Consider the following 25,354-nt stretch of genomic DNA (forward strand, 5'->3'; position numbering starts at 1 on the left):
ATCTGTAACCTCCTAGTTTGTTTGTTATAAGTTTTACTTATATGAAACATATTAAAGGAGAATACACAACTTGTCAGCAACGTCAAGTTAAATGTGTTATAACTACACAAAAGTTAACTAAAACATTTGTGGTAGTTCAGGACAATCAATTAGATTCGCGTAGTTCTTCATCAGAACCTTGATATCGTGTCCTAATATTTGTGCAACTGCGACAGGTGAAACACCAGCCTCTAGGAACCGAGTAGCAGCAGTATGTCTAGTGCAGTAGAACGGACGATACTCAATGGAACACGTTTCTAGGACGACTTTCCAATACCTATTGTTGAAGTTGTTTAAATTGACCTTGTGTCCCTCAAACGTTTTAAACACCAAGTCAGTAGACTTAGCATCACTAGGCTTGATGTGTTTCAGTAGTTCCTGGAGATTCTCCGGTAATGGTATTCGCCTAGCCTTGTTGGTTTTTGTTGAAAGAATCCAGCAAGTCTTAAATTCAGTGCTGATGCTACCCCAAGTTAGGTTTACTTGCTCACCTGACCTACAGCCAGTTTGAAAAGCAAATTTAACAAAGGGTAGATAGTGCGGATACCAGTCCTCAAACTCAGAGATAATCATATTTACTTCGTGTTTGGAGAACGCATCCCTAGGCTGCTTTGGTGTGACCTTGATAAGGTTTTGTGCCTCAACCCAAGGATTAACAGGTGCTTTAAGCCACTTGTAGCACGCCCCAAGGATGCAAACCTTATCTTTTACTGTGATAGGCTCAGCATTCTCTAAGAGTTTCAAAACAAACTTCTCTGCATCTTCCTCAGTAACGCTGAGATAACACTTATTGCCTAGCTTGGAGTTCTTCAGGATATTGATTAGTGCCCAGTATTTGTAGAGTGTTCCTTGTTCTACACGCTTGGTTTTGTAAGCTGTAAACGACTCGAAGGCTGTTAACAGACTTTTGTTATCTTTTGGCTTATCTACCTTGTACCGTTTTAAAGTCCGGTCAAATTCACCAGTATCGATATCTGTTTCAATCTGTCGCTTTAGCAGTTCTGCACGTAGGAGGTTATCTGAGGTATAGCCTAGACCTGGATAAAATGCCTGTTGCTTACCATCAACTCTAAATCTAAGTCTGATGGTGTCTTTAATTCTTTCCACGGTAACTTTTCCTTTTGCCATTGTTTACATTTGTCTACCGACTCAGGCAAAGGTATACTTGGAAACTCTAGAATGTATGGAGAATAGGGAACTCGAATCCCTGACCTCTGCGGTGCGATCGCAGCGCTCTACCAGCTGAGCTAATTCCCCTAATTTCTTCACTATCTTAGCATTTCATAATACTGCTTTTTTCAACGCTATGCGTGCGTTCTGGCATCGCTTATAGGTAATTATTTTATGCCTCTTGCCTGCGCTGATGTAATTTCTGGGTAAATAGTCGGTTAATTTTTGTTCAGCAATTCGTCTGGTATCTCAATGACTCCTTCACTCACCATAACAGATTGACCGCCGACTCTCACTGCTACTATTTGCCCATCTACCTTCTGGGCTTGCACATTTATTATGCTAGGACGGTTCATTTCAAAACCTTGCTCGACTATCCACTGAATTACACCATCAGAGATAGAATTGCGATCGCCAAGATATCCAGCCAAAGCAGATGCAGCCGCACCTGTTGCCGGATCTTCTTCAATACCCATTGCAGGTGCAAACATGCGTGCTCGTAAATCTGAGCCTGGAAGTTCTGGATCGAAGCAGAACACGTACAGATGAGGTGCCCAAAACGTTTTTAGGTAGCTGTTCCAATGTTCGCGGCTTACGGATGCTTGACGAAGTGCATTGCGATCGCGTACTGGAACAAACAGAAAAGGAACACCACACGACACAGCAGCTGAACTCCACTCTCCTACGAGAAGATCGTCTTCATGTAGTCCGAGAATTGCCGCAAGAATCGACGGTTCAGGAGGATTTGGACCAACTTGAGGTAATTGAGCAGCACTTAGATATGCAGAGACAGGTTGACCATTTTGTGCATAGATGACAACATTGACTGGACCAACTCCTTCCTCAAAAATAACTGTTGTTTCTTCTTCTAAAAGAATCTCGCCAATAGCAGCTAAAACGTGTGCTGTGCCAATCGTCGGATGTCCTGCAAAAGGTAATTCAGTACCAGGCGTGAAAATTCTAAGTTGCTTGGTGCGATCGGATTGTACAGGTGGAAACACAAAAGCTGTCTCAGATAAATTAAATTCTCTAGCTATTTTCTGCATTAAACTATCAGGAATTCCTCGTGCATCTGGAAACACTGCCAATTGGTTTCCGCCAAAAATTACATCAGTAAATACATCAGCAGTATAAAATCTGTATTTTGCCATTTGAACTCCTCTTGATTTAAGGTTACAAACCGAGGAAATAACTAAATCAAAGTTGCCCAATAAAAAGCCTATGAAGTTTTAGTAGATTTCTTGAAGATGTCGCAACCTATTACCTTGTATTCGTTAAAGTACTTGAGTATTGTAGGCTTGTCATTACAGCAATTCTCTGTACTTCGCATGCTCTAGTCTCAACCCATCTCAGAAAACCACAGGTTGACTCAGCTTCACGGCTATTATTTGTTTTTTCATACTTCTACGGAATAGCAATTTCAAATGGATAGCCTGTGTAAATATCAAGCACGAGTTTTTCAATCGTCACAGTTTGATAGAATTGTAACAATACAATCCTAATTTACAGCATCACATCTGCATTGCTGCCATTTGAAATGACTAAGTTTTTATAAATGAATTGTAGAGTGCGATCGCACTCTACGTCTAATGAAGATTTTCCTAAAAGTTAATGCCTGAGCTTACAATCAACACTCTAAAAGTTGCGTACTATGTCTCTCACCATTTTCTTGACTGTCCGTAACTTACCTTGCGATTGACTCTTATGTTGAATAGAAGTTACAGATATTTGAGTACTGTTATATTTTGTTGACCATACATCTATTGCTGCGGAAAAATCTCCTTGTGCGTCGATTCTCTGCCAAAACTCACAAAAGTCATTGGTTGCATTTTCTAGCTTGAAGGTCATCTGTTTAGATTTATCTTTTAGAAAGAATTTAATATTTGTGTTGATAGTATCGCAGTAGTCCTTACAAATACTAAGTTGTTCTTTCTCTTTTTCCTCATCACGCATTAATATATCGCGTGCATAACCACGAATAATACTTTTTTTGTATTGCCAACGGCTGTTAAAACTTTCTGCTGTGTCGTTTTGATTTCTAATTAAATGAACATAAAAAGCGCGATCGCCAAACTTTTCATCTAATCTGCCCAAAAACCAAGATAACCGATTATCAGCTTCTATATGATTTTCTGGGTAATTAAGCCGCTCGTTTCCTAAAAGAGAAATTCTAGATTCATGAGCTGCCGTATAGTTTGAAATATGCTGACATGCTTGAATAAAAGTAGTAGAGCCACAGCGCCCTGTACATAAAATAAAAATATTCACACTGAGTTCATTGCTCAACTTAAATTTGCCTCAGTTATAGTATCCGTTTTGCAAATTTAAGCAAGTAAAGGTGATTACAATGTTAGTCAACTAATGTCCTACAAATTTGTCTGTTGCTTCAATTAAAGCCGTGCGAATTCCTGGTTCGCTCATGGAATGTCCAGCATCAGGAACGACTATAAATTCTGCTTCTTGCCAAGCACGGTGTAATTCCCATGCTGAAATCATCGGGCATACTACATCATAGCGTCCTTGCACAATGACCGCCCGAATGTGCCGAATTCGGTCTACATTAAGGAGTAGTTGTTCTTCGGTATCAACAAAACCTTTGTTAATAAAATAATGGCACTCAATTCGGGCAAAAGCGTCTGCGAAATTATCTTCACCAAATGTTTGGATCAAATTTGGATCGGGATAAAGTCTACTTGTACTTGCTTCCCAAATTGACCAAGCACGGGCTGCTTTTAGCCGCGTTTGGGCGTCAGAACTCGTAAGGCGTTTGTAATAAGCAACTAGTAAATCGTCGCGTTCGGCTTCAGGAATTGGTTTAACATATTCTTCCCAAGCATCAGGGAATATATAGCTAGCACCTTCTTGATAAAACCAGTGCAACTCTTTTTGGCGTAATAGAAAAATACCACGGAGAATGAGTTCTGTACAGCGATCAGGATGCGTTTGACTATAGGCTAAGGACAAAGTACTTCCCCAGCTACCACCAAAAACTGCCCAGCGTTCGATCTGCAAGTGTTTGCGTAATTTTTCAATATCACTGACTAAATCCCATGTTGTATTTTCACGGAGTTCTGCATGAGGTATACTTCTACCACAACCCCGTTGATCAAACATCACGATTCGCCACTTTTCGGGGTGAAAATATTGGCGATAAAATGGCGGACACCCGCCACCAGGTCCGCCGTGGAGTAAAACGACGGGTTTACCCTGTGGATTGCCTGACTCTTCATAGTAAATTGTATGCAAGTCAGAAACTTGTAGATTTCCTTCGTTGTAGGGTGCAACGAGTGAGTAAAGTTCTCGCATGAGAGTACTAATTATTAAGATGTTATTGATTAATCTTAAAAAGAGAAGCCTAGCGACTAAAGTCGCGGCTTCATGAACAAAGTCCACCTTCGTGGACTAAATTATGCTTGTAGAAACCTGTGAAGACAGGTTTTGTTTTTGTAGCTGCGGTTTCAACCGCTAGACTGATTATCCGTGCCATCACAGGACGTACGCCCTAGTCTTTCTTCATCCAACTGAACATAGCGCGTAAATCTTTGCCGACTTCTTCAATCGGGTGTTCAGCTTCTTGACGACGCATTGCGGTAAATCCAGGTTTACCTGCTTGGTTTTCTAGCACAAATTCACGGGCGAATTGACCTGCTTGGATCTCTTGCAGAATTTTACGCATTTCTGCTTTAGTTTGTTCAGTAACAATTCGCGGTCCGCGAGTATAGTCACCGTATTCAGCAGTGTTAGAAATGCTATCACGCATTTTAGCTAAGCCGCCTTCCACAACTAAGTCTACAATCAACTTGACTTCATGCAGACATTCAAAATACGCGAGTTCAGGTTGATATCCTGCTGCAACTAGCGTTTCAAATCCGGCTTTGATGAGCGCACTTAAGCCGCCACAGAGAACAGCTTGTTCGCCAAACAAATCGGTTTCAGTTTCTTCGCGGAAGGTTGTTTCTAGAATACCGCCACGAGTTCCACCGATACCTTTTGCGTATGCCATTGCGCGATCGCGTGCTTGACCACTGGCATCTTGATACACTGCAAATAATGCAGGTACGCCTTGTCCTTGTTCGTATGTCCGCCGCACTAAGTGTCCTGGTCCTTTGGGTGCTATCATCACCACATCAACATCTGCGGGTGGTACAACTTGACCAAAGTGAATGTTGAACCCGTGTGCAAAAGCAAGGACTTTGCCTTCTGTTAAATTTGGTTCAATTTCGTTCTTATAGACACTTTTTTGCACTTCATCTGGTAGCAAAATCATAATAAAGTCTGCTGCTGCTGCTGCATCAGCAACGCCATGAACTTTCAGCCCTGCTGCTTCGGCTTTGGCTGCTGACTTGCTACCTGGATACAGCCCAACGATGACATTCATGCCACTGTCTTTTAAATTTAAGGCATGGGCATGACCCTGAGAACCATAGCCAATAATGGCAATTGTTTTTTGTGCTAAAAGATCTAAATTGGCATCAGTGTCATAATACATCCGAGCCATAGGGGCAACTCCTTCGGTCAAGTGTCTAATTACTGCAAATTTTTAATCTTACCCCAAAATTGACAGCCAAATTCTGGTTAGTAACAACTCTACAGATAAATGAGTTACTGTGCAGTGTAACCGCCATCAATGATTAATTCTGAGCCAGTGACAAATTTAGATTCATCTGAGGCTAGGTAAAGAATACCATAGGCAATATCATCTGGATCGCCCACATGACCAATTGGATGCAAACTATCTAACTTTTGGCGTGCAGACTCAACATCACCTTGCTGTTTGAGAAATGACTCTACCATTGGTGTCCAAATAAAACCAGGATGCACTGAATTAACGCGAATCTGATTTTTGGCATATAGCAGGGCGTCATTTTTACTCATCAATCGTACTGCACCTTTTGAGGCATGATACGGTGGACTATCTGCTGCACCAACAAGCCCGTAAATTGAAGATAAATTGATAATACTGCCGCCACTTGCATTGATCATCGCGGGAATTGCGTGTTTAGTGCAGAAAAAAACACCATTGACGTTAACCGCCATTAAAGAATTCCATTCTTTTTCTGTAATTTCATGAGTAGGTTTGTTGACTCCAGAAATTCCAGCATTATTGACTAAAACATCAATTTTTCCCCACTTTTGCAGAACCTCTGTAAAAACTTTTTTGACTTCTGCTTCTTGAGAAACATCAAGATGCCAATATGCTGCTTCGCCACCGTTGTTTATGATGTCTTCTACAAGCGTTTTACCTTGTTCGTTTAAGATGTCTGTTACTGCAACTTTGGCACCTTCTTTTGCTAGTAAAATGCACGTTGCTTTTCCAATACCGGCTGCACCGCCTGTGACAATAACGACTTTATCTTTGACTCGGTTCATGATAGATGCTCCTGATTTGTGAAAAGAAGGAATAGAAAATGTAGCAAGCTTGTTTGAGTGATGGATTCTTTTTTGAAACGTAGACGGGGAGCGGTGAGCAGCGCGTTGGGCGGCTCTGCCGACTTGAAGCGACTGCGAACCCGAAGGGCATGCCGTAGGCTACCGCTCCAGACGCAGAGAACGCGGAGGAATAGAGATAGGGAGAGATATTTTAGAAAAACTTTAGGATTGCTGTATCACTTGGGATGTTTGTCTTTGAATTGGAAATTCCTAGAAATTCTGCTTGTTCAAGTGTGGCTTGGAAGGATTCAAAGTATTGTGTGCCGAAGTTGTAACCTAGAGTGACTTGTGAGGGAATAGTGTAACCGTTGAAGTTGCGTTCTGCTAGGAATTCACCACCTATAGGAATGTAAGTCCAATCTGTGTCTTTGGTAAGATCGCTCCAACGCAGGAAAGAAAGCTTGATGAGTTTACCTTCAGCGTCGATTGTTAAGGTTAGCGTGACAGGTTCGCTATCTACTTTTAAACTTGCTTGAATTGTGTTTTCGTCAATTGCTTGCCAACTTACTCTATTTTGGGGAAGTAAGGCTGATGGTAGCCAAATGTATTCTGCAACTAATCGCCCAATGCTTGAGCGCGTGATGTTAGGGTTACTAGCATTAACTATGGGTAAGAGTCCCCACAGTGCAAATTGCACTCTACCCGTACCATTAGCACAAGAATCGGCTCCTTTGAATTGCAATAAGCCGCGTCCTATTGTTGCTTGCCAAACGAAGCCTTTTACTGAAATAATTTCTTTTGCTCGCATCGGGAGCCAAGGTTGATCTTGCCCCATTCTCAAGCTACCACTCATTTGTAAACGCACAGATGTTGCAAGGGGAGTTCCTGGAGTTATAGCGTGTAAAAAGTAGCGCTGTACGGGTGTAGGTAAGGTTGCGATCGTTTTTTGGGTAAAATACTTACTTTCTGGTTGAGTTTCTAATGATTGCCAAGTTTGGTTTAGATGTTGTTTTTGTTTAGTTTGCCAGATCGCGAGAACAACAAAAGCGATCGCCCCTAATGCACAAACACTTAGAAATACTATAGTTAACATTTCCCTTGCCTCTTTGATGGTTTGAGTCCTCAAAAGTTCTTGTCACCATCTCTGCGTATCTACAAGTTAGGAAAAAATCGTGAGGAATTTGTGAGGCGAAGGTACTTTGAAAATCTATCGATAGAAGATTCCTCGCATCCTTTCATTTGCGCTACGGTTACAAATAAAGACTTTTGCTACATTGCCCTATGGATACTAACCCACAGTTCAAACCACCGTTTGACGAAACTAATGAGAATACACCTGAAATAGGTGGTGGGCTACCTGTGATTGAGTATTGGGCAAAACATACGCTGTCTCCAGAAGGTCCTAAACTTTGGCAAACGCTGCTTCACCATAGTGCTTGTTTGTCGTGTTCTTGGGGGACTGGTGGGCAAAAGGGTGGATTTACAAACGAAGTTGGTGAAAAGCTGCAACGTTGCATGAAAAGTGTCGAAGCAATCTCAGCCGAAATTCAACCTCCAGTACCAAAACATTTCTTTGAAACTCATTCAATTGCCGAACTGCAACAATTATCTTCTCTAGAAGCCGATCGCTTGGGAAGACTGAGTTTTCCAGTAATTTTACGGGCGGGTAGTTCGTACTACGATCGCATTTCTTGGGAAGAAATTTATGCGATCGCAACGAACGCATTTCAGAAACCACCTGAAAGAATTGCATCTTATAGTTCTGGGCGTGGTTCTAATGAAGCAGCGTTTTTACTGCAACTAATGCTGCGAACGCTGGGTTCTAATAATTTGGCAGATTGTTCAGATTTGTGTCATGCGCCGTCAACAACAGCACTCAAAGCAATGTTTGGCACAAACACCTCAATCGTTAGCTTAGAAAGCCTGAAACAAGCAGATTGTGTGGTGTTAGCAGGAGCAAATTCTGCCTACAACCATCCGCGTTTGATGAATGAATTAATTAAAATACGCGATCGCGGCGGTAAAGTTATCGTGATTAATCCAGTGATGGAAATTGGATTAGTCAAGTTTGGTTCTCCTGCTTTTCCTGTCAAATCTTTAATTCCTGGTTCGGAAATTGCTTCGCTGTATCTCCAGCCGATTCCTGGTAGTGATGTAGCTTTGTTTATTGGTATTCAAAAAGCGTTAATAGAAAAAGGATATATTGACCAAGCATTTTTGCAAGCACACACCGAAGGATGGGAAGCAGTAGTAGAAGACGCGCGATCGCTTTCTTGGGAAACTATTACAGCTACCTGTGGAGTCTCGCAAGCAGAAATTGAAACAGCAGCAACAATTATTAGCACATCCAAGAACGTTGTCTTTGGTTGGGCGATGGGTATCACGCAACATACTAATGGCGTTGATAATGTCTATAGCATTGCCAATACGGCATTAATCAGCGGTCAGATTGCTAAAATGGGAGCCGGTGTGATGCCTGTACGAGGACATTCTAACGTGCAAGGCTTTGGTTCTATGGGTGTGACAGTCAAACTCAAAGAAGAAATTAAGCAAGCTTTAGAACAACTTTTAGGGCGATCGCTGAATTTACCAAAAGGTTATCACACTCGCGATTTGATCGAAGCTGCAGAAGCAGGTAAAGTGGATACTCTGATTTGCGTTGGTGGTAATCTCTACGGTGCTAATCCTGACTCGACACAAGCAAAACGCGCTTTGGGTAACATCGACACGATTATTTATCTTGCGACGAAACCTAATATTGGACACTTTCACGGACTAGCAAAAACTAACACAATTATTATTCCTGTCCTCAATCGTTTTGAAAACCCACACAAAACCACAGTTGAATCAGGTAATAACTTTGTCAGACTTAATGATGAAGGTAAAACGCATTTAAAAGATGCCGATCTGATTTCAGAAGTGGAATTTTTAACAGAACTAGCACATCGATTACTAGGCGACTATCCTGTTGAGTGGCGCAAGCTGCAAGATACTCGCTATGTACGGCAATTGATTGCAAAAACCATTCCAGGGTATGAAAAAATCGGGACTATCGATGACACCAAAGAAGAATTTACCATCTCTGGGCGCATTGTCACCGAACCTCACTTTAAAACCCCATCAGGAAAGGCACAGATGTTTGCAACACCTCTCCCTTATCTCACCCTACCTGAAGCCAAAGATTTTGCCAAAGATTTTAGTATTGAAGCTGTTAATAGTCTCGTTCTCGCTTTAATGACTGGGCGTAGCTACTCGCAACACAACACCGTTGTCTATAAAATTGGCGATCGCTATCGTGGAATGCCTCATCGCCACTGCATTCTGATGAACCGCAGCGATGCTGAAAAAATAAATTTGGCACAAGGCGATCGCGTCACTGTACAAGGTGATGCTGGAAAATTAGACAACATAGAAGTCATTTACGGTGCAGTGCGAGAAGGTGCAGCGTTGATGTTTTATCCAGAAGTCAACGTCATCTTTAAGGCAAGAACTGAAACGCGATCTGGGACACCTGCTTATAAGCGAGTACCAGTATTAGTTTATAACAATCAGAAATAAAATCATAATTGACAAGCTAATCTATACAATGGATATTTCTAATCTAAGTTCTGATATTGACCGCATTATTGAAATGGCATGGGAAGATCGTACGCCTTTTGAAGCGATTACTCTTCAATTTGGGCTAACAGAACAACAAGTAATTGCCTTGATGCGGCGTGAAATGAAAGAATCGAGTTTTAAGATGTGGCGTAAGCGCGTTAGTGGACGTCAGACAAAACACCTCAAGCAACGCGGTTTTGATCGAGGACGATTTAGATCTCAAAATCAAAAGGGATCTTAGTGCAATATCAAAAATTAGAGGAAACGTAAAAATGACATCAGTTGATAACGAACGCCCTGACAACTTAATGCCAACACTATTAGAGATTCGCGACAGTGGTCAGTGTCGTACACTAGAGTTTTCTTGTGTCGTTAATACACTAAAAACGACAGGTCATGAAGATGTCGCTGTTTGGTTAGAAAATCATCAAGCAAGCTATCATGAAATCGTGACGCAAGACTTTGCGCAATGGCTCAAAGATCATTTTCCTGACGAACCAGAATCTATCGCCCAAGACGCAGCCGCAGCCACAGGCTTAGATATGCCAGAAGATTCTTTTAGTTAATTGCAATAGTAGGAGTTGAGCGATCTCTTTTCAATTTGCCCAAATGCGATCTACTTCAGTTGCTAAACGCAGCCCAAATAGTACATAAATTTACTGAATAATCTTCTGTGTTAGTGTGCGCTCGTCAACTTTGTTTGGATAGCCCCGACTTTAGTCGCAGGGCACCTTATTAAGCAATATTACTTACACACTTTAGTAATTTTGTCAATCCCCATTCATCCTAATGATAGATGTCCAAAGCTAAAAGTAAACAATAATATACAAAAGGTTGCATCTATAGCTTTGTAGTTATTTATCGCAGTATGAATAAACTTTTGAATAACAGACTTTACTTGTGGATAGGCGTAGTGTCATTTCTAGTGCTGTACTGGGTTGCAGCTAATGTATTTTTGTAATCTTTGATGAGGAGATGGAAGTACTAGCCTTTTTAATGAGTACTACTGCATCTCCCAAAAATGAACTCAAGATAGCTAGCCATACGTATCATTGGTTAGCTATTTTCATCTTTAGTCCAAATGCGCCCATAGTTACCAGGGATAGTTATCCAAGTTTCTTCAAGTTGAGGAACATCATTCAAGTTTTCGCCGTGTAGTTCCTCACGATAACTTCCACCGATAGGAAACCAAAACGGTACAGTTTGCGCAGTGTCTCCAAAATTCAATGCAACTAAGCTAAAAGCATTTTGTTCGTAGCGCGAGAACAGCAAAACATTTTTAGCATGATAGCGATCAAAATGATTGTAAAAGAAATGTTCCCCTGTGCGAAACTGCGATCGCTCTCGACGAAGTTTGACTAACTTGCGTACTAAAGAAATGACACTTTTACCGATAGGATCGTAGAAGTAATCCCAACGAACAGGACGAAACAACATCACACGCCCAAAACCTTGATCGGGGATATAGTAATTTTCGCCAAACTCTTGTCCTTGCCATAACATGGGAATACCACTCGCCGTTAGCATTCCAATCAGATACGGTTGAACTTTGTACCACAGATTGCGATCGCCTTCTTTTAATAACTCATTATCGCGGTTGATTACTCCAAAATTGCAGACAAACCGAGGATGATCGTGATTCTCAATATATTGCAGCGCTGTTTTTTCGAGAGTGTCATCATTCGTTGTGACTGTTTGAGGATAATCAATCAAACCAAAGCGAAACCCCAAATTTGTTAATTCATCACGATTACCTGAAGCAACTCCTTTAACCGCACCCAGCGTTTCATTTTGCCAAGTACAGTTGCTATAAGTTTTTGCTAAAATTTCTTGCGGTCCTTCTAATTGTTCTGCACACTGAATCAAATTAATCTTGTCGTTATTAAAAAATCTTTGCCAGTATCCGCCAGCACTTTGCTTATCTTTGATTGTTTGATAGGTATTGAACGTTAAACTTGCATAACCTACACCTGTTGCACCATCCCAATAGTTAGGAACGCAATCGTAGCGAAAACCATCTAAGTGATATGTCTCAATCCAGTGATAATTAACTGTATAAAAGAAGTCTTGAGTAAACTGACGAGTGAAATCAGTACTTTCGCCAAAATAATCTTTAGCAAAAGTTCCCATAAAAGGATTTTCGCGATAACCTAACTGGCGATAAACATAGCTGTAAGGAAAACTATCACTAGTATGACCATAGACTGCATCTAAAATCACCGCAATCTTTCTTTGATGTGCAGCATCGATCAACCGTTGTAAATCTTTGCGATTACCAAATCTTTCATCTACCCCAAAATAACCAATAGGTAAAAATCCCCAATCAACAGTCATCCCCACATTAGAAACTGGCATGACTTCAATACAGTTAATTCCCAAATCTGCTAGATAATCAAGTTGAGCGATCGCACCATCAATATCACCGCCAAACTCATTAATCATCAGTTCATACAGAACCAAATCCTTTAATGCAGGTGTTTTCCAGTCTTTTTCTTCTTGACTCCATTCGTAAGGACGATATCCTAACGTAAATGCAGACAGTTTCCCAACACCAAATTCTCTAGCAAAAGGATCGATAATCCAATCAATTTCAGTGCGATCGGGATGTCTCAAGCAATAGCGATAAACATACGTTCCTTCACTTCCCCAAGCTGAAATAGGAATTCTTCTTTTTGTAAATGCTTCACTTTTGATATCTACTTTAACTGACCAATAATCACCGTATTCTGAATCTAATGAATGTGTTAATTCAAACTCATGGGGAGGAATATCTTGGAGAAATTGATCTTTCTCGTGAATAATTTTCAACCACAGCTGATAGCCATCATTTGCAGATACCCAAGGAAGAAATAGTCCAAAATCTACAACCCCACCAGCAATTTCTCTAGCACCTAGCTTATCCAATGGTAAAAGGTTCATGACAAATCCTCTTTTCAATGCATTTTTTTGGATAAAGACAAACTTATCTACCAAATGTATATGCAGTTTTTCGGAAGATTCATTAAAGATAAGCAAATTAAATCAAGACTTTAAATCATGTCCTTCTACACAATTGTACTATTTGTAAGTAGGGTCAACTATAAACACAAAACCTATCTTTATATATTTTTATAAGTCTTTTTTTTAGTTAGTCCACGGAGGTAGACTTAGGTTATTAAGCTGCGACTTTAGTCGCCAAGCTTCTTAAATTTTTACGACTCTTCAACCAAAGCACCACCACAACTGGAACCCGAACCAGCAGTACAACCATAGCAATAAGGTGCTGTTTGAATTTCATCAATCAAATCTAAAGTTCCAGCCTCAAGTAGTTTAGTAACAGTTAATACTTCACCATTACGAGTTTTTGCAGGTAGATTCATCATCTGATTAAAGTCACAATCATAAATATTTCCTAGATAATCTACTGATAATTCATTGCGGCACATTAAATGTTCTACAGTACTTGAATTAAAATTACCTTCCAAAAACTTTAGGTATGGAGTGTAGAGTTTTTGACGTTGTAAATAACCAGCAGTTCTACCCACGGGTAAATTTGCGATCGTAAAGAGGTGATTAAACACAATATCAAAATGTTCTTGCAAGAACATTTTATAAGTTTGTTCTAGCTTACCTTGGTCTGGAGGCAAAGAAAATTTCTCTTCACTCGCAGGTAATTGTGGATTAAAGACTAAATCCAATATCAGATTTGACTCTTTACCATATCCTTGTTGATTGAGTTTTTGTAAAGCCCGAATTGATGCATCAAACACACCAGATCCACGCATCTTATCAACATTATCTGATAAATAGCAAGGCAATGATGCTACAACACGAAGTTGGTTTTTAGCAAAAAACTCTGGTAGATCTGCAAAGCCAGGTTCAAAATAGATCGTCAAATTAGAACGAACAATGACTTCTTTTCCTGTATTTCTTGCGGCTTGCACTAATCGCTTAAACCCATAGTTCATTTCTGGTGCACCACCAGTCAAATCGACAATTTCAATTTCAGGAAAAGTCTGAATCACTTGAATTAATTGTTCGCAAACTTCAAAAGAAAGTTCTTCAGTACGTTTTGGTCCTGCTTCAACATGACAATGCGTACAAGCTAAGTTACAACGCTTACCTAAATTAATTTGTAGTACTTTGATTTCGCTTTTAGTTAAAGATGAGCAAAGTTTTGATTGAAATGGTGTTACTGATAGTGTCTGTGTCATGGTAAATTGTGTTGATCGCTTGGCGATTAAAATTGCAGTTATATAAACAAAGTTCAGATGGTGCGTGGACTAACTAATAATAAAATTTCTATAAACCTATGAAGATAGGTTTTATTTGTGTAGCTGCGGTTTCAACTGCTAAGCTCGTTTTTATAATTTAGCAACAGCCACCGCCAACATAATGCCATGTTGAGTTGGTAATCATAACTTGTTGTTGTAATAAAGAGCCAAGTTTTGTGGCTGTTTTATCACAGACAACTGCTGGTACACCACGTTGTAAAATGTGACCATTAGCATCATCAAACATTTCTTCATGACCGCAGTATATAGCAGTTTTACCTGTAAAAATACACGCTCCATCTTGGGGAATAGGTACTTTAAAAGCTACGGAGTCGAGACTTTCTAAGAGTAGATCTGTTTCCAAATTATATGTGTCCCGATCTAATAAACGATAAGGACGACGCGCTCGAATTTCTACTTGACCAAAGCCAGCATCAACAATTTTGTCAATATACTGTTCGTAGGTAAGTGCGCCGGATAAGCACATTGCTCGCAATCTCTCATCTTGTTGTAGATGTGTCGGTATAGGGCGAGTAGCGATCGGATCGCTCATTTGCAATCTTCCACCAGGTTTTAATACCCGAAAAGCTTCTTTGAGTGCCTGAGAAAGGTCGTCTGGTGCAAAAATATTGAATAAACAATTTTGGGCAACAACATCAACCGCAGCATCTGCAATAGGTAAAGCGAAAGCATCACCTTCACGAATTTCAACAAAGCTAGGATCGAACCAAGGATTCTGTTGTGCAGCAACTTCTAGATTTTGCTTCGCAGCCGATCGCATCGCTGCAACAGGTTCTACTGCAATTACACCACCAGGACGGCGGGAGAAATAGGCAAATTGTAGTGCTTCTAAACCACCACCTACACCAACATATAGTACTGTTGGTTGATTCACAAGTTCAGCTGGATGAACAGTGGTTCCACAACCATAGTTCATCTGTTGCATTTGCAATGGAATCTGAAGTCCTGGAAATTGCAAAGGACTGCTTTGAACGCAACAAAGTCCAACTTGGGGAGTTTGCGCAACTTCACTGTAAAATTGCGCTGCAGTTTCTAAATAAGTCATGCACTTTCAACTGTTCCGGCGTTTTAATTCTAGCGAGAACAGCCACAACTTTAAGTTGGGTAATGGGTAATCGGTAATGGGTAATAAATAATAGATATTCTTACCAATGACCAATTACCAGTTACCAGTTACCAATTTCTTAATCCGACTCTTCACTCCAAGTCCGTAACTGTAAATAAACCAAAACGAGTGCGACTGCTAAGAGTACCGTAGCTGCTGCTGCTGCGTAACCAAAATCAAATTGGGCAAAAGCTTCTTGGTATATATAGTAAACCAATAAATTAGTCGAATTTAAAGGACCTCCCCCTGTAACAACATAAACTTGCTCAAAACTTCGTAGGGTGAAGATAACAGTTGTAATAGTTGCAAATATCAAAGTTGGTCGCAATCCTGGTAAAGTAATATGCCAAAACTGTTGCCAAGCATTAGCCCCGTCAATTTCAGCAGCTTCATAGCGACTTGATGGAATCGCCTGTAATCCCGCCAAGAAGACAACCATATTGAAACCTAATTGCTTCCAAACGCTGAGTAAAATTAAAATGGGCATTGCCCAAACCGTACTTCCTAGCCAAGGAATTGGTTCAATTCCAAAAGAACTTAAAAAAGCGTTAATAGGACCATTCGTTTGAAATAACCAGCGAAATCCTAATCCTGCTGCAACTAAAGAGGTAATGGAGGGAAGAAAATAGGCACTGCGGAAGAAATCTCGTAGGATAAAAGCACGGTTTAGGAGTGCGGCTAGCCCTAGAGGAATGACTAAACTAGGAATAACTGTGGCAATAGTGAAGTAGGCTGTGTTTCCCAGAACTTGCCAAAAATCAGGTGTGAGAAGTAAACGCAAGTAGTTCCTCAAACCAACCCAGCGAATACCTGCTGAGGTAAAACTACCTGTGGTAAAGCTGAGATAAAACAAGTAAGCAATTGGGTATAGCAAGAATATTCCCAAGATAATCGCTGCTGGTGCGAGAAAAACCCACGCGGCGATCGCCTGATTGTCCAACCACGATTTACTATATCGAGGAGTGTTTATCTTCTTCCCCTGCATTCGATGTCCAGTAATTTAAATCAATTTAGCCTTGATTCTACTGTGAGTCTGGTTTCTCCCTCAGTATCTCTAAGTGACATAACACTAGAAGTCCCCCTAAAACTAGGAATTCTCGCCTCTGGTAATGGGAGTAATTTTGCAGCCGTTGCTGAGGCGATCGCGCAAGGTAAACTCAATGCTCACATCCAAGTTCTCATTTACAATAACCCAGAAGCTAAAGCCGCACAACGCGCTCAAGAGCGAGGAATTCCAGCTATATTATTAAATCACCGCGTTGCCTCTAGAGAAGACTTAGATGCGCAAATTGTCAAGACTTTACGCGAATACGATGTCGAATGGGTAATTATGGCAGGTTGGATGCGAATTGTCACCCCAGTTCTCATTAATGCTTTCCCCAATCGAATAATTAACATTCACCCTAGTTTATTACCCAGCTTTAAAGGTGTCCGCGCAATTGAACAAGCATTAGCTGCAAAGGTAAAAATTACGGGCTGTACTGCACACTTTGTCAGTCTTGAAGTAGACAGTGGTGAGATTTTGCTGCAAGCCGCCGTGCCAATTTTACCTGATGATACCCCAGAAACGCTTCATGCGCGTATTCAAGTTCAAGAACATCGAATCTTACCGCAGGCGATCGCACTAGCTGCCTATCAATATTAAATGTTGGTGTAACTTAGACTAAATTAAGCCAAAAACTCAATCCAATCAGACTAGATACTCTTTTATCTGCTCACAAGTTCCTCAAATTGTTTTCATATCATTAAAGTGTTCGCAATAATGACTCAATAGTTAGATGCTAAGCAGCAAAAGATAGCACATTCAACCTAAAGACATACAAGACAGAAATTACATTCGCAAGAAAGTTGAAGTATCTTGCAGAACTTATCGCAGATGATCTTAAATTGCCTCAATCATAACCTATGCATCATCTACCGCTAATCTCTTAAGTCAAATAGGAGGAAATATGTTTGCCAGCAACAAAATTAAAGCTTTTTTGCAAGCTGTATTCCAAATTCCTGTGCAATTCGTTCGTTACCTCTGGGAAGGAGTAAGTAGAATTTTTAGCCCTAGTGACGATCGCTATCCATCCACTGGAGTTCAGCCCTTTGAAGGAGAACCGGCTGACGATAAAAGAAGGCATGAGTGGTAATATTTGAACCTCACACGACTATAAGTCGCATGATTCCTGCTTCATCGAGTCCTGCCTGAGTATTCCCAGGTCTTACAGATTCTCCACAGGCGTTTTGAGTATCCGGCGCACCGACGGCTACTGTTAATAGTCTCAATCCCTCACGAAGAATATTGACTGCTGCCGTGCAATCTCTCAAATGGTGAGTATTACACGCAGGACAATCCCATTCTCTAATACTCAAATCCTTGACTTCTGGGTTGATGAAGCCACAGCAGCTACAAGTTTGAGACGAGGGGAAAAACGGAGAAACTTTCTGCACAATTCGGTCATGCCATAGTGCTTTATATTCCAGCATGGCAACAAACTTTGACCAACTAGCATCCATAATACTGAGTGCTAATTTGTGGTTTTTTACCAGGTTAGCTACTCGTAAATCTTCAATACAGATAATGTTATTTTCTCTGATTAAACGAGTAGACAATTTGTGCAGAAAGTCATCTCTGACATTCGTTATACGTTCGTGAATTCGAGCTAGTTTGGTTTTCGCTTTAGCTCTGTTCATGCTTCCTTTAACGCTATGAGAAAGCTTCTTGTTAGCTCTGCGTAATTTTCGTAAGTGTTGGCGATAATGCTTAGGGTTTTCAATCTCTTTCAAATCACTGGTAACAAGGTATGATTTTATCCCCAAGTCCAGCCCAATACTTTTATCTACATAAGGATGTTTTTCTACCTCTATTTCGCACAAGATGCTAGCAATATACTTGCCTGTTTTTGTCCGAGTGACGGTAACGTTAATAATAGAGCCGTCTATGTTTTGAGATCTGCGAAACTTTAACCAGCCTAACTTTGGGAGCTTGAGGTAGTTTTCTCTAACTTGAATGTTGCCGTTGGTGAAGTTGGTTTTATACGACTGCTTAAACCCATGCTTCTTTTTAAACTTAGGGAAACCAAACTGTCTTTTTTGTTTGGGCTTCTTCAAGTCGGCAAAAAAGTTTTTGTAAGCAGTCTCCAAATTCCTGAGTGAATTTTGAAGGGCGAACTTATCGACTTCTTTTAACCACTCTATTTCCTTCTTGAGTTGTGTTAATTCCTGACTGCATCCACTGTAATTTAAAGTTTTCTGCTCGGATTCGTATACCTCTTTGCGTCTTGCTAAAAAGCGATTGTACACAAAGCGAGAGCATCCAATAGTCTTGTTGATTAAGACTTCTTGGTTACGGCTCGGAATTAGGATAACTTTAAATGCTTTTTGCACTTGAAAGAAGGTGTTTATTATACTCGATTATACCATCGGCGACTAACTCATGTCTAGAAGACACGAGTGTGCGTCGCCTTTCCATCAACAGTTTTTTGAGTGCATCGACCTTGGTTCTACATCGCAGTGAGAGTATTCACAGATTAAAGTTGTAAGTTTCGCCGTGGCTGAGATACTGCACGCGATCGCGCAATCCTGCATCTTCTAGTGCTTGCATAAACTCTTCAACTGGCGACTTAAACACAGTATAGTCGTTGTCATGAATGAGTATACTTAGCTGCGGCGCAATAATTTCACTCATATACCACTGATGAGTCGATACACCTTAACTTAGCCATCTGTGATTGCAGAAATACCCTATCTTCAAACTTAGATTCTGAATGAAGTTGCTCTCAATCTTCATTTTTTGTATTTATGAGTACAACTTATAGACACATACAAATCTATCTAGTGAATAGCTAATACACGCTACAAGGATGAAGTTGTGTCTTTTGGAACTATGAATAATTAAAGTATCATCTGTATTGGCATCAGGAGATCGGCATCGTATGTTTAGTATTGGAGACTATGTTTTTCATCAAAATACAGGTCACATAGGTAAAGTTATTGGATATGGATACGAAATCTTTGATAACGTTTACACAACAACACTGAAAGTGCTGCTAACAAGTGACAGCAATTCTGAACATAAAGGAGTAGTAGAGGATGTGATATCAAATTGGGTTCAATATTTATCTCAATCGGATTCAAGTTTTGAAAATAAGAGTTCTCAAGCTAACAACATAACTAATAATTCAGCAGTTGCTTAATAAGTAAGTTGGCGGTGCTTCTTTTCAAATTTCAGTGTTGAATGTAACAAATAGTTCTCCTAAATTTTTTGTAAAACTTGGTGTTGGGGAGTAGAAAATAGGAGATCGAGAAGAGGGAAATTGCTTGTCAGGAAAGCCTTTGTGCTGATTAAGCAGTTTCCCTGATTGCCGTAAACTCAGAAGAGTTTAGCGAAGTAAGTTTTATACTTCTATTAGAAATTCATAGTTGTGGTAGAAACGTCCAATATTAGCTAAAGCTTAAAACACATAAGTTCATATTATTTTATATAAGTTGACTTATTAGCTGGATTTTGGGCTGATTTCAACAAAATTATTGCTTGCTCACAAGTTCCTCAAATTGTTTTTATAAGTTCAAAGTGTTAGCACAATAATCGCTTCTTTAATGCTAAGCACAGAGGGAGGAAAAATTTAAGGATTAAGATAATGAGCAGCAGAACACAATAAAAAGTTTATAGCAACCATATTTGAGTTGTGTCATCTTTTTGCAACGAACTGCAAAGCACGCATAGGTGCATCAGTAGTTTTTTGTAGAATATGACACACAAAAAAATCAATAGGATAACTATTCAATAAATCAAAGAAATACAGCCGATGACTAAAACAATTGTGAATTTAACTTTGCCAATTCTCTTAGAAGAAATTGAGCTAGCACTCAATCAATATCCTCATCATCCATACCAACAAGCTTTTTCTAATCCTGACTTCCGTCAAGAACTAATTGCTTATGTTTTGAGTAGGGTTTTTAGCAAGTATGTCGTTGTTGATGATGAAAAACGGCAGCATACTGATCTTAAAAAGATGTACTACAAACCAGATCAAAAACAAGAAAGAGAAGCTTACATTCATGAGGGAATTCATTATCTTGTTGATAAATATGCTGAATATGTCTATCACCATATTCCCTCCGAAGTAAATTCGGGTTCTATCCCTTCTAATTGGTTTGGATAATTGACAATGAGGAGTGAATGAATGACATCAAATGAGTTACATCTTGAAATTTCAGACATGATTACTGGATTAACAGCCGCGATCCTTGCGCCGATTGTTTTTCCTGCTGCGGCAACATTAAATCATCCAGTAACTAAAGCAATTCTTAAAGAGGGAATCATTTTATCAGAGAAAGTCCAAGAAGCAACAGCACAAACAGAAGAAACAATCGCAGATTTAGTGGCAGAAGCAAAGACAGAATTAATTGCCCGACGTGAAAGTGAGGCGAATTCAACCTTGATAGGAAACACGCACAATTCACGAGCTACTGAGTACATTATTGATGCATTTACAGATATCAATACTCAAGTACGACAAGCTACTAATAATATGGCTGATTTACAATTATTACTACCACTAGGATTAGGCGCGATTGCCTTGCGTCAACTACTCACAAAAGGGCTACAAATTGAAGAAATTCCTTGGTACGTTCTAGCTTGGTATGCTTTTGATAGTTTTATCAAACTCAATGAAGCAACAACACAGCGATCGCTTGAATAAGAGGCAATTTTCGTGATTCAAGCAATACACACAGTAGTTCCAGGAAGAGCAAGATATCGTATTGACAAGCTTTATCGCTGCGAAGATTTCAAACAGCACCTAGAATTTTATCTATCTCAGCAATCAGGCATCATTAGTGCTACTGCAAATACTTTAACAGGAAACATTTTAGTTCTCTTTGAGTTACAGCTTAGTGTCGATCGAGTACAAGAATTAATTGTAGAAGTTGCACAAAATTACAATCCACACGCTGTAAGCAATCAAGAATTGAGTACCAATCCGCAACAAAATGGTAGTTGGTATACACTCGACATCGATGCTGTTTTAGCACAGTTGCAAACATCAGATACTGGATTAACACAGGTAATTGCTCATCAATACTTACAAAAGTACGGTACAAACACTTTACCCGAAACAGTAACACGCTCAGAATGGAGCATTTTACTTGAGCAATTTCAATCATTACCTGTTGGTTTACTGTGTATTGCAGCAGGGTTATCAGTGGCGACTGGAGGACTTGCAGATGCTGCGGTTATTATGGGTGTTGTTGGTATTAATGCAGCAATTGGTTATATTACCGAAAGTCAGTCAGAAAAAATTATTCATTCGCTCAAAAGCCGCGATCGCCCGTTAACTTCCGTCTTACGCGATCGCCAAATCGTTGAAATTAACACCGCCGAAGTTGTTCCAGGAGATGTTTTAGTTCTTAAAGCAGGAAACTATGTCGCCGCTGATGCAAGGTTAATAGCAACAGAAAATCTGAGTATCGATGAATCTGCACTGACAGGCGAAAGCTTAAGCGTGAGTAAAAGCACCGCATCACTGATTGCTGCTGATATTTCTTTGGGCGATCGCATCAACATGGCTTACAAAGGAACGTTAGTGCTTGGGGGACAAGGTTTAGGAGTTGTTGTAGCAACAGGTAAGTTTACTGAAATCGGTAAAATTCAAGCGATGATTGGTGAAACTCCGGTAAAGTCAACACCTTTAGCGCGACAACTCGATGAAGTAGGTTCGCAACTCGTACTACTTGCAAGTGGAGTTTGCACTCTCGTATTCGCTGCGGGATGGCTGCGAGGCTACGGTTTACTACAAATGCTTAAAACATCAATATCACTCGCTGTTGCTGCTGTACCTGAAGGTTTACCCACGATCGCAACAACAATTTTAGCGCTGGGTATCCAAGATATGCGCCAGCACAAAGTCATTGTCCGCAGTCTGAATGCAGTTGAATCCCTAGGTGCAGTCCAAAAAATTTGCCTGGATAAAACTGGCACAATTACGAAAAATCAAATGTCCGTTGTCGAGATTCACACCGACTCAAAATTAATTTCTCTTGCAGACGGGCATCTTAATATAACAGATGCTAACACGCTCAAACTAATTCAAGTCGCAGTTTTATGTAATGAGAGCGTCGTCACGCGCGATGATAATGGCGAATATGTTGTCACAGGTTCAGCAACCGAGAATGCATTAGTTGATCTGGCGATCGCTGCTGGTATTGATGTTTTAGCACTCCGCGAACAATACCCCTTAGTAGACACTAAGCCGCGTGCAGAAAATCGCAACTATATGAGGATGTTGCGTCGAGGTTCCCTCGACGCCCTGTCATCCGTGAGTACGCAACTTTATCAGCATCACCAACCACTTTTTGCGGTTAAAGGTAGCCCTGGAGAAGTTCTTGATTTGTGTCATTGGCGGCTCGATAATGGTAAAAGAGTCCCGCTTACTGATGCCGAACGACTGGCGATCGCACTAGAAAATGATCGCATGGCAGGTAAAGCTTTAAGAGTACTCGGTGTTGCTTACGGATACGAAAGTACTGAGTTGGTTTGGTTGGGCTTAATCGGTATGGCAGATCCGGTGCGTCATGGTGTCAAAGATTTAATCACGCAATTTCATCAAGCAGGAATTGATACAGTCATGATTACTGGCGATCAAACTCCTACAGCTTATGCAATTGGGAAAGAATTACAGTTAAGTCGTCACGATCAAATCCAAATTTTAGATGCGCAAGATTTAATTAACATTGACCGCGAAGCGCTGCAAGCTTTGTGTGATAAAGTCGATATCTTTGCGCGAATTAGCCCTGCAAATAAACTGCAAATCGTCCAAGCATTACAAGCAGTAGGTAAAGTGGTGGCGATGACGGGTGATGGTATTAACGATGCACCTGCTTTAAAAGCTGCCAATGTTGGTGTTGCGATGGGAACAGGAACCGATTCTGCACGGGAAGTTGCAGATATTATTTTAGAAGACAACAATCTCGCAACAATGATTGTTGCAGTCAGTCAAGGGCGGACAATTTACAACAATATCCGCAAAGCTGTCCATTTTTTACTCGCTACAAACCTCAGCGAAATTATGGTCATGGCGATCGCCACAGCAGGAGGTTTTGGTCAACCTTTAAATGCACTACAATTACTCTGGCTCAATTTAGTCACAGATATCTTTCCCGCACTGGCTTTGGCGTTAGAACCTGCGGAACCTGATGTTTTACAAACACCGCCACGTAGTCCAGATGAGTCAATTATCAAAGCATCCGATTTTCAAAGAATTTTGTTTGAATCAACAACATTATCTGGCAGTACTTTAGCAGCTTACGCCTACGGAGTTACGCGATATGGTATCGGAACGCGGGCAAGTACGATCGCTTTTATGAGCTTAACACTAGGACAACTTTTGCATTCCTTGAGTTGCCGCACTGAACATAGCATCTTTGAGCATATCCCCCCTAATCAGTATTTAAATCTAGCGTTAGCTGGCTCAATGACTTTACAGTTCGTTGTTTTAGCCCCTGGATTGCGCAATTTATTAAAGCTTGCACCATTGGATGGATGGGATTTAATTGTCATCGTTAGCAGTGCATTATTGCCGTTATTTGTCAATGAAAGTACAAAGCACCACGGTACAAATTTATGAAACAGGACTTTATGTTCACCTCAGAATCTGTCACTGAGGGACATCCTGATAAACTCTGCGATCGCATTAGTGACGCAATTGTCGATCGTTTTTTGCAACAAGATCCTTATGCACGAGTGATTACCGAGTGTGCGGTTTCTACCGCAATTGTCTTTATTGCAGCAAGGTTTGAACCAAACACAAATGTTGATTTTACCAATATTGCCCGCCAGGTGATTGCACAAGTCGGTTACGACCAACCTGCATTTAATGCCAAAACGTGTAGTATCTTAACTAGCCTGAAAGAATTGCCCTGCGATCGCCTATATCATTTTGACGATCAGTTAACTGATGCAGACATCGAGCAAATTCCGGTCAAAAATCAAGTCACAGTTTTTGGTTTTGCTTGCAAACAAACTCCGGCTTTCATGCCATTACCCATTTGGCTAGCGCACAAACTAGCGAAGCAATTAAGTACTGTCAATCACAAAAACATTCTTCCCTATCTTGCGCCTGATGGTAAAACCCAAGTAGGAGTAGAATATCGCGATCGCAAACCCGATCGCATTCACAGTATCACTATTGTTGCTAGTCAAGACACCATTCTACCTGATTTAGCACAACTACAAGATGACATCCGTCAAACAGTCATTGATGCGGTATTTGCTGATGAAGAGATTCGTCCCGATGCTGCAACGAGAATTTTTATTAACCCTGAAGGTTTATTTATCACAGGTGGTCCTTATGTCCACGCTGGATTAACAGGAAGAAAAAATGCAATTGATACTTACGGTGAATACTCTAAGCATAGCGGAGCAGCTTTAAGTGGTAAAGATCCGATCCGCATTGATCGCATAGGTGCATATATGGCACGATATGCAGCAAAAAATATCGTCGCGGCAAATTTGGCAGATGAGTGTGAAGTACAACTGAGTTATTCTATCGGTTTAGCTCGCCCAGTCAGCATCCAGGTTGAAACCTTTGGTACAGGCAAAATTTCTGACACTGAATTGACAACACTTCTAGAACAGCATTTTGATTTTCGCTTAGCGGCGATCGTGCGAGACTTTAAATTACGTTATCTCCCTGCACTCACCCCAGGTGGATTTTATACAAAACTTGCTGCCTACGGTCATGTCGGCAGAACAGATATAAATTTACCCTGGGAAGCAACCGATAAAGTTACGGCATTGGCACTGTAGACT

At 40.5% G+C, this 25,354-nt stretch carries 23 protein-coding genes and 1 tRNA gene; 10 read left to right on the forward strand and 14 right to left on the reverse strand.

Translation table 11 applies throughout. The features are described 5' to 3' along the window. Positions 1-117: 117 nt before the first annotated feature. From CSQ79_RS08870 to CSQ79_RS08905, 8 genes are all read right to left on the reverse strand, one after another. The gene (locus CSQ79_RS08870) at positions 118-1,146 is read right to left on the reverse strand and encodes a tyrosine-type recombinase/integrase (protein WP_289500925.1); all 1,029 of its coding nucleotides are present in this window, start codon (positions 1,144-1,146) and stop codon (positions 118-120) included. A gap of 77 nt (positions 1,147-1,223) precedes the next feature. Continuing rightward, positions 1,224-1,296 (reverse strand) — tRNA-Ala (locus tag CSQ79_RS08875). 131 nt (positions 1,297-1,427) lie between these two features. After that, positions 1,428-2,360 carry a PhzF family phenazine biosynthesis protein gene (locus CSQ79_RS08880; protein ID WP_099700835.1) on the reverse strand — a complete coding sequence of 311 codons (933 nt, stop codon included), beginning with the start codon at positions 2,358-2,360 and terminating at the stop codon, positions 1,428-1,430. A gap of 484 nt (positions 2,361-2,844) precedes the next feature. Further along, complete coding sequence (locus CSQ79_RS08885; protein ID WP_289500927.1) at positions 2,845-3,495, reverse strand: hypothetical protein; 651 nt, start codon at positions 3,493-3,495, stop codon at positions 2,845-2,847. 72 nt (positions 3,496-3,567) lie between these two features. Then, positions 3,568-4,515, reverse strand: a complete 948-nt coding sequence (pip, locus tag CSQ79_RS08890) for a prolyl aminopeptidase (RefSeq protein ID WP_099700836.1) — start codon at positions 4,513-4,515, stop codon at positions 3,568-3,570. 196 nt (positions 4,516-4,711) lie between these two features. After that, complete coding sequence (gene ilvC, locus CSQ79_RS08895; RefSeq protein WP_354000902.1) at positions 4,712-5,737, reverse strand: ketol-acid reductoisomerase; 1,026 nt, start codon at positions 5,735-5,737, stop codon at positions 4,712-4,714. 74 nt (positions 5,738-5,811) lie between these two features. Then, positions 5,812-6,579: an SDR family NAD(P)-dependent oxidoreductase gene (locus CSQ79_RS08900; protein ID WP_099700838.1), complete on the reverse strand. Its 768-nt coding sequence runs from the start codon at positions 6,577-6,579 to the stop codon at positions 5,812-5,814. Between the two features lie 211 nt (positions 6,580-6,790). After that, positions 6,791-7,672, reverse strand: a complete 882-nt coding sequence (locus tag CSQ79_RS08905; protein WP_099700839.1) for a DUF6544 family protein — start codon at positions 7,670-7,672, stop codon at positions 6,791-6,793. 188 nt (positions 7,673-7,860) lie between these two features. Here CSQ79_RS08905 and CSQ79_RS08910 point away from each other — a divergent pair, with 188 nt between their 5' ends. The 3 genes from CSQ79_RS08910 to CSQ79_RS08920 are packed head-to-tail and all read left to right on the forward strand — an operon-like array spanning position 7,861 to position 10,745. Next, positions 7,861-10,137 (forward strand): FdhF/YdeP family oxidoreductase, encoded by a 2,277-nt coding sequence (locus CSQ79_RS08910; RefSeq protein WP_099700840.1) that lies wholly within the window; start codon positions 7,861-7,863, stop codon positions 10,135-10,137. A gap of 28 nt (positions 10,138-10,165) precedes the next feature. Further along, positions 10,166-10,420 (forward strand): TIGR03643 family protein, encoded by a 255-nt coding sequence (locus CSQ79_RS08915; RefSeq protein ID WP_099700841.1) that lies wholly within the window; start codon positions 10,166-10,168, stop codon positions 10,418-10,420. Between the two features lie 31 nt (positions 10,421-10,451). Then, entirely contained in the window at positions 10,452-10,745 is a 294-nt protein-coding gene (locus CSQ79_RS08920) for a hypothetical protein (protein WP_099700842.1), read from the forward strand. A gap of 490 nt (positions 10,746-11,235) precedes the next feature. Here the strand turns inward: CSQ79_RS08920 and CSQ79_RS08925 are convergent, their stop codons facing one another. From CSQ79_RS08925 to CSQ79_RS08940, 4 genes are all read right to left on the reverse strand, one after another. Then, positions 11,236-13,098: an alpha-amylase family glycosyl hydrolase gene (locus tag CSQ79_RS08925; protein ID WP_099700843.1), complete on the reverse strand. Its 1,863-nt coding sequence runs from the start codon at positions 13,096-13,098 to the stop codon at positions 11,236-11,238. 272 nt (positions 13,099-13,370) lie between these two features. Continuing rightward, positions 13,371-14,372: an arsenosugar biosynthesis radical SAM (seleno)protein ArsS gene (gene arsS, locus CSQ79_RS08930; RefSeq protein WP_099700844.1), complete on the reverse strand. Its 1,002-nt coding sequence runs from the start codon at positions 14,370-14,372 to the stop codon at positions 13,371-13,373. A gap of 157 nt (positions 14,373-14,529) precedes the next feature. Further along, positions 14,530-15,498, reverse strand: a complete 969-nt coding sequence (gene arsM / locus CSQ79_RS08935; RefSeq protein ID WP_099700845.1) for an arsenosugar biosynthesis arsenite methyltransferase ArsM — start codon at positions 15,496-15,498, stop codon at positions 14,530-14,532. 139 nt (positions 15,499-15,637) lie between these two features. Next, positions 15,638-16,543, reverse strand: a complete 906-nt coding sequence (locus tag CSQ79_RS08940) for a carbohydrate ABC transporter permease (RefSeq protein WP_099700846.1) — start codon at positions 16,541-16,543, stop codon at positions 15,638-15,640. Positions 16,544-16,546: 3 nt separating this feature from the next. Here CSQ79_RS08940 and purN point away from each other — a divergent pair, with 3 nt between their 5' ends. Together purN and CSQ79_RS08950 are read left to right on the forward strand one after the other, a co-directional pair. Continuing rightward, positions 16,547-17,203: a phosphoribosylglycinamide formyltransferase gene (gene purN, locus CSQ79_RS08945; RefSeq protein WP_099700847.1), complete on the forward strand. Its 657-nt coding sequence runs from the start codon at positions 16,547-16,549 to the stop codon at positions 17,201-17,203. A gap of 304 nt (positions 17,204-17,507) precedes the next feature. Then, positions 17,508-17,693, forward strand: coding sequence for a hypothetical protein (locus tag CSQ79_RS08950; RefSeq protein ID WP_099700848.1), 186 nt, complete (start codon positions 17,508-17,510; stop codon positions 17,691-17,693). Between the two features lie 10 nt (positions 17,694-17,703). On the opposite strand, the gene tnpB is transcribed toward CSQ79_RS08950, so the two are convergent. Both tnpB and CSQ79_RS08960 read right to left on the reverse strand, forming a co-directional pair. Then, positions 17,704-18,930 carry an IS200/IS605 family element RNA-guided endonuclease TnpB gene (gene tnpB, locus CSQ79_RS08955; RefSeq protein WP_099700849.1) on the reverse strand — a complete coding sequence of 409 codons (1,227 nt, stop codon included), beginning with the start codon at positions 18,928-18,930 and terminating at the stop codon, positions 17,704-17,706. 136 nt (positions 18,931-19,066) lie between these two features. Continuing rightward, a complete protein-coding gene (locus CSQ79_RS08960; RefSeq protein ID WP_289500936.1) occupies positions 19,067-19,231 on the reverse strand; it encodes a hypothetical protein in 165 nt (54 codons plus the stop codon). A gap of 247 nt (positions 19,232-19,478) precedes the next feature. Between CSQ79_RS08960 and CSQ79_RS08965 the strand changes: the two genes are divergently transcribed. From CSQ79_RS08965 to metK, 5 genes are all read left to right on the forward strand, one after another. Further along, entirely contained in the window at positions 19,479-19,739 is a 261-nt protein-coding gene (locus CSQ79_RS08965; protein WP_289500938.1) for a hypothetical protein, read from the forward strand. 612 nt (positions 19,740-20,351) lie between these two features. Beyond that, positions 20,352-20,708 (forward strand): hypothetical protein, encoded by a 357-nt coding sequence (locus CSQ79_RS08970; protein WP_099700850.1) that lies wholly within the window; start codon positions 20,352-20,354, stop codon positions 20,706-20,708. A 21-nt stretch (positions 20,709-20,729) separates the two neighbouring features. Then, a complete protein-coding gene (locus tag CSQ79_RS08975; protein ID WP_099700851.1) occupies positions 20,730-21,248 on the forward strand; it encodes a DUF5132 domain-containing protein in 519 nt (172 codons plus the stop codon). Between the two features lie 12 nt (positions 21,249-21,260). Further along, entirely contained in the window at positions 21,261-24,170 is a 2,910-nt protein-coding gene (locus CSQ79_RS08980) for a cation-translocating P-type ATPase (protein WP_099700852.1), read from the forward strand. Continuing rightward, positions 24,167-25,351: a methionine adenosyltransferase gene (metK, locus tag CSQ79_RS08985; RefSeq protein WP_099700853.1), complete on the forward strand. Its 1,185-nt coding sequence runs from the start codon at positions 24,167-24,169 to the stop codon at positions 25,349-25,351. Before CSQ79_RS08980 ends, metK begins: the two co-directional genes overlap by 4 nt. The last annotated feature ends 3 nt before the right edge of the window (positions 25,352-25,354 follow it).

The sequence above is a fragment of the Gloeocapsopsis sp. IPPAS B-1203 genome, from assembly GCF_002749975.1.
In the GTDB taxonomy this organism is placed as follows: domain Bacteria; phylum Cyanobacteriota; class Cyanobacteriia; order Cyanobacteriales; family Chroococcidiopsidaceae; genus Gloeocapsopsis.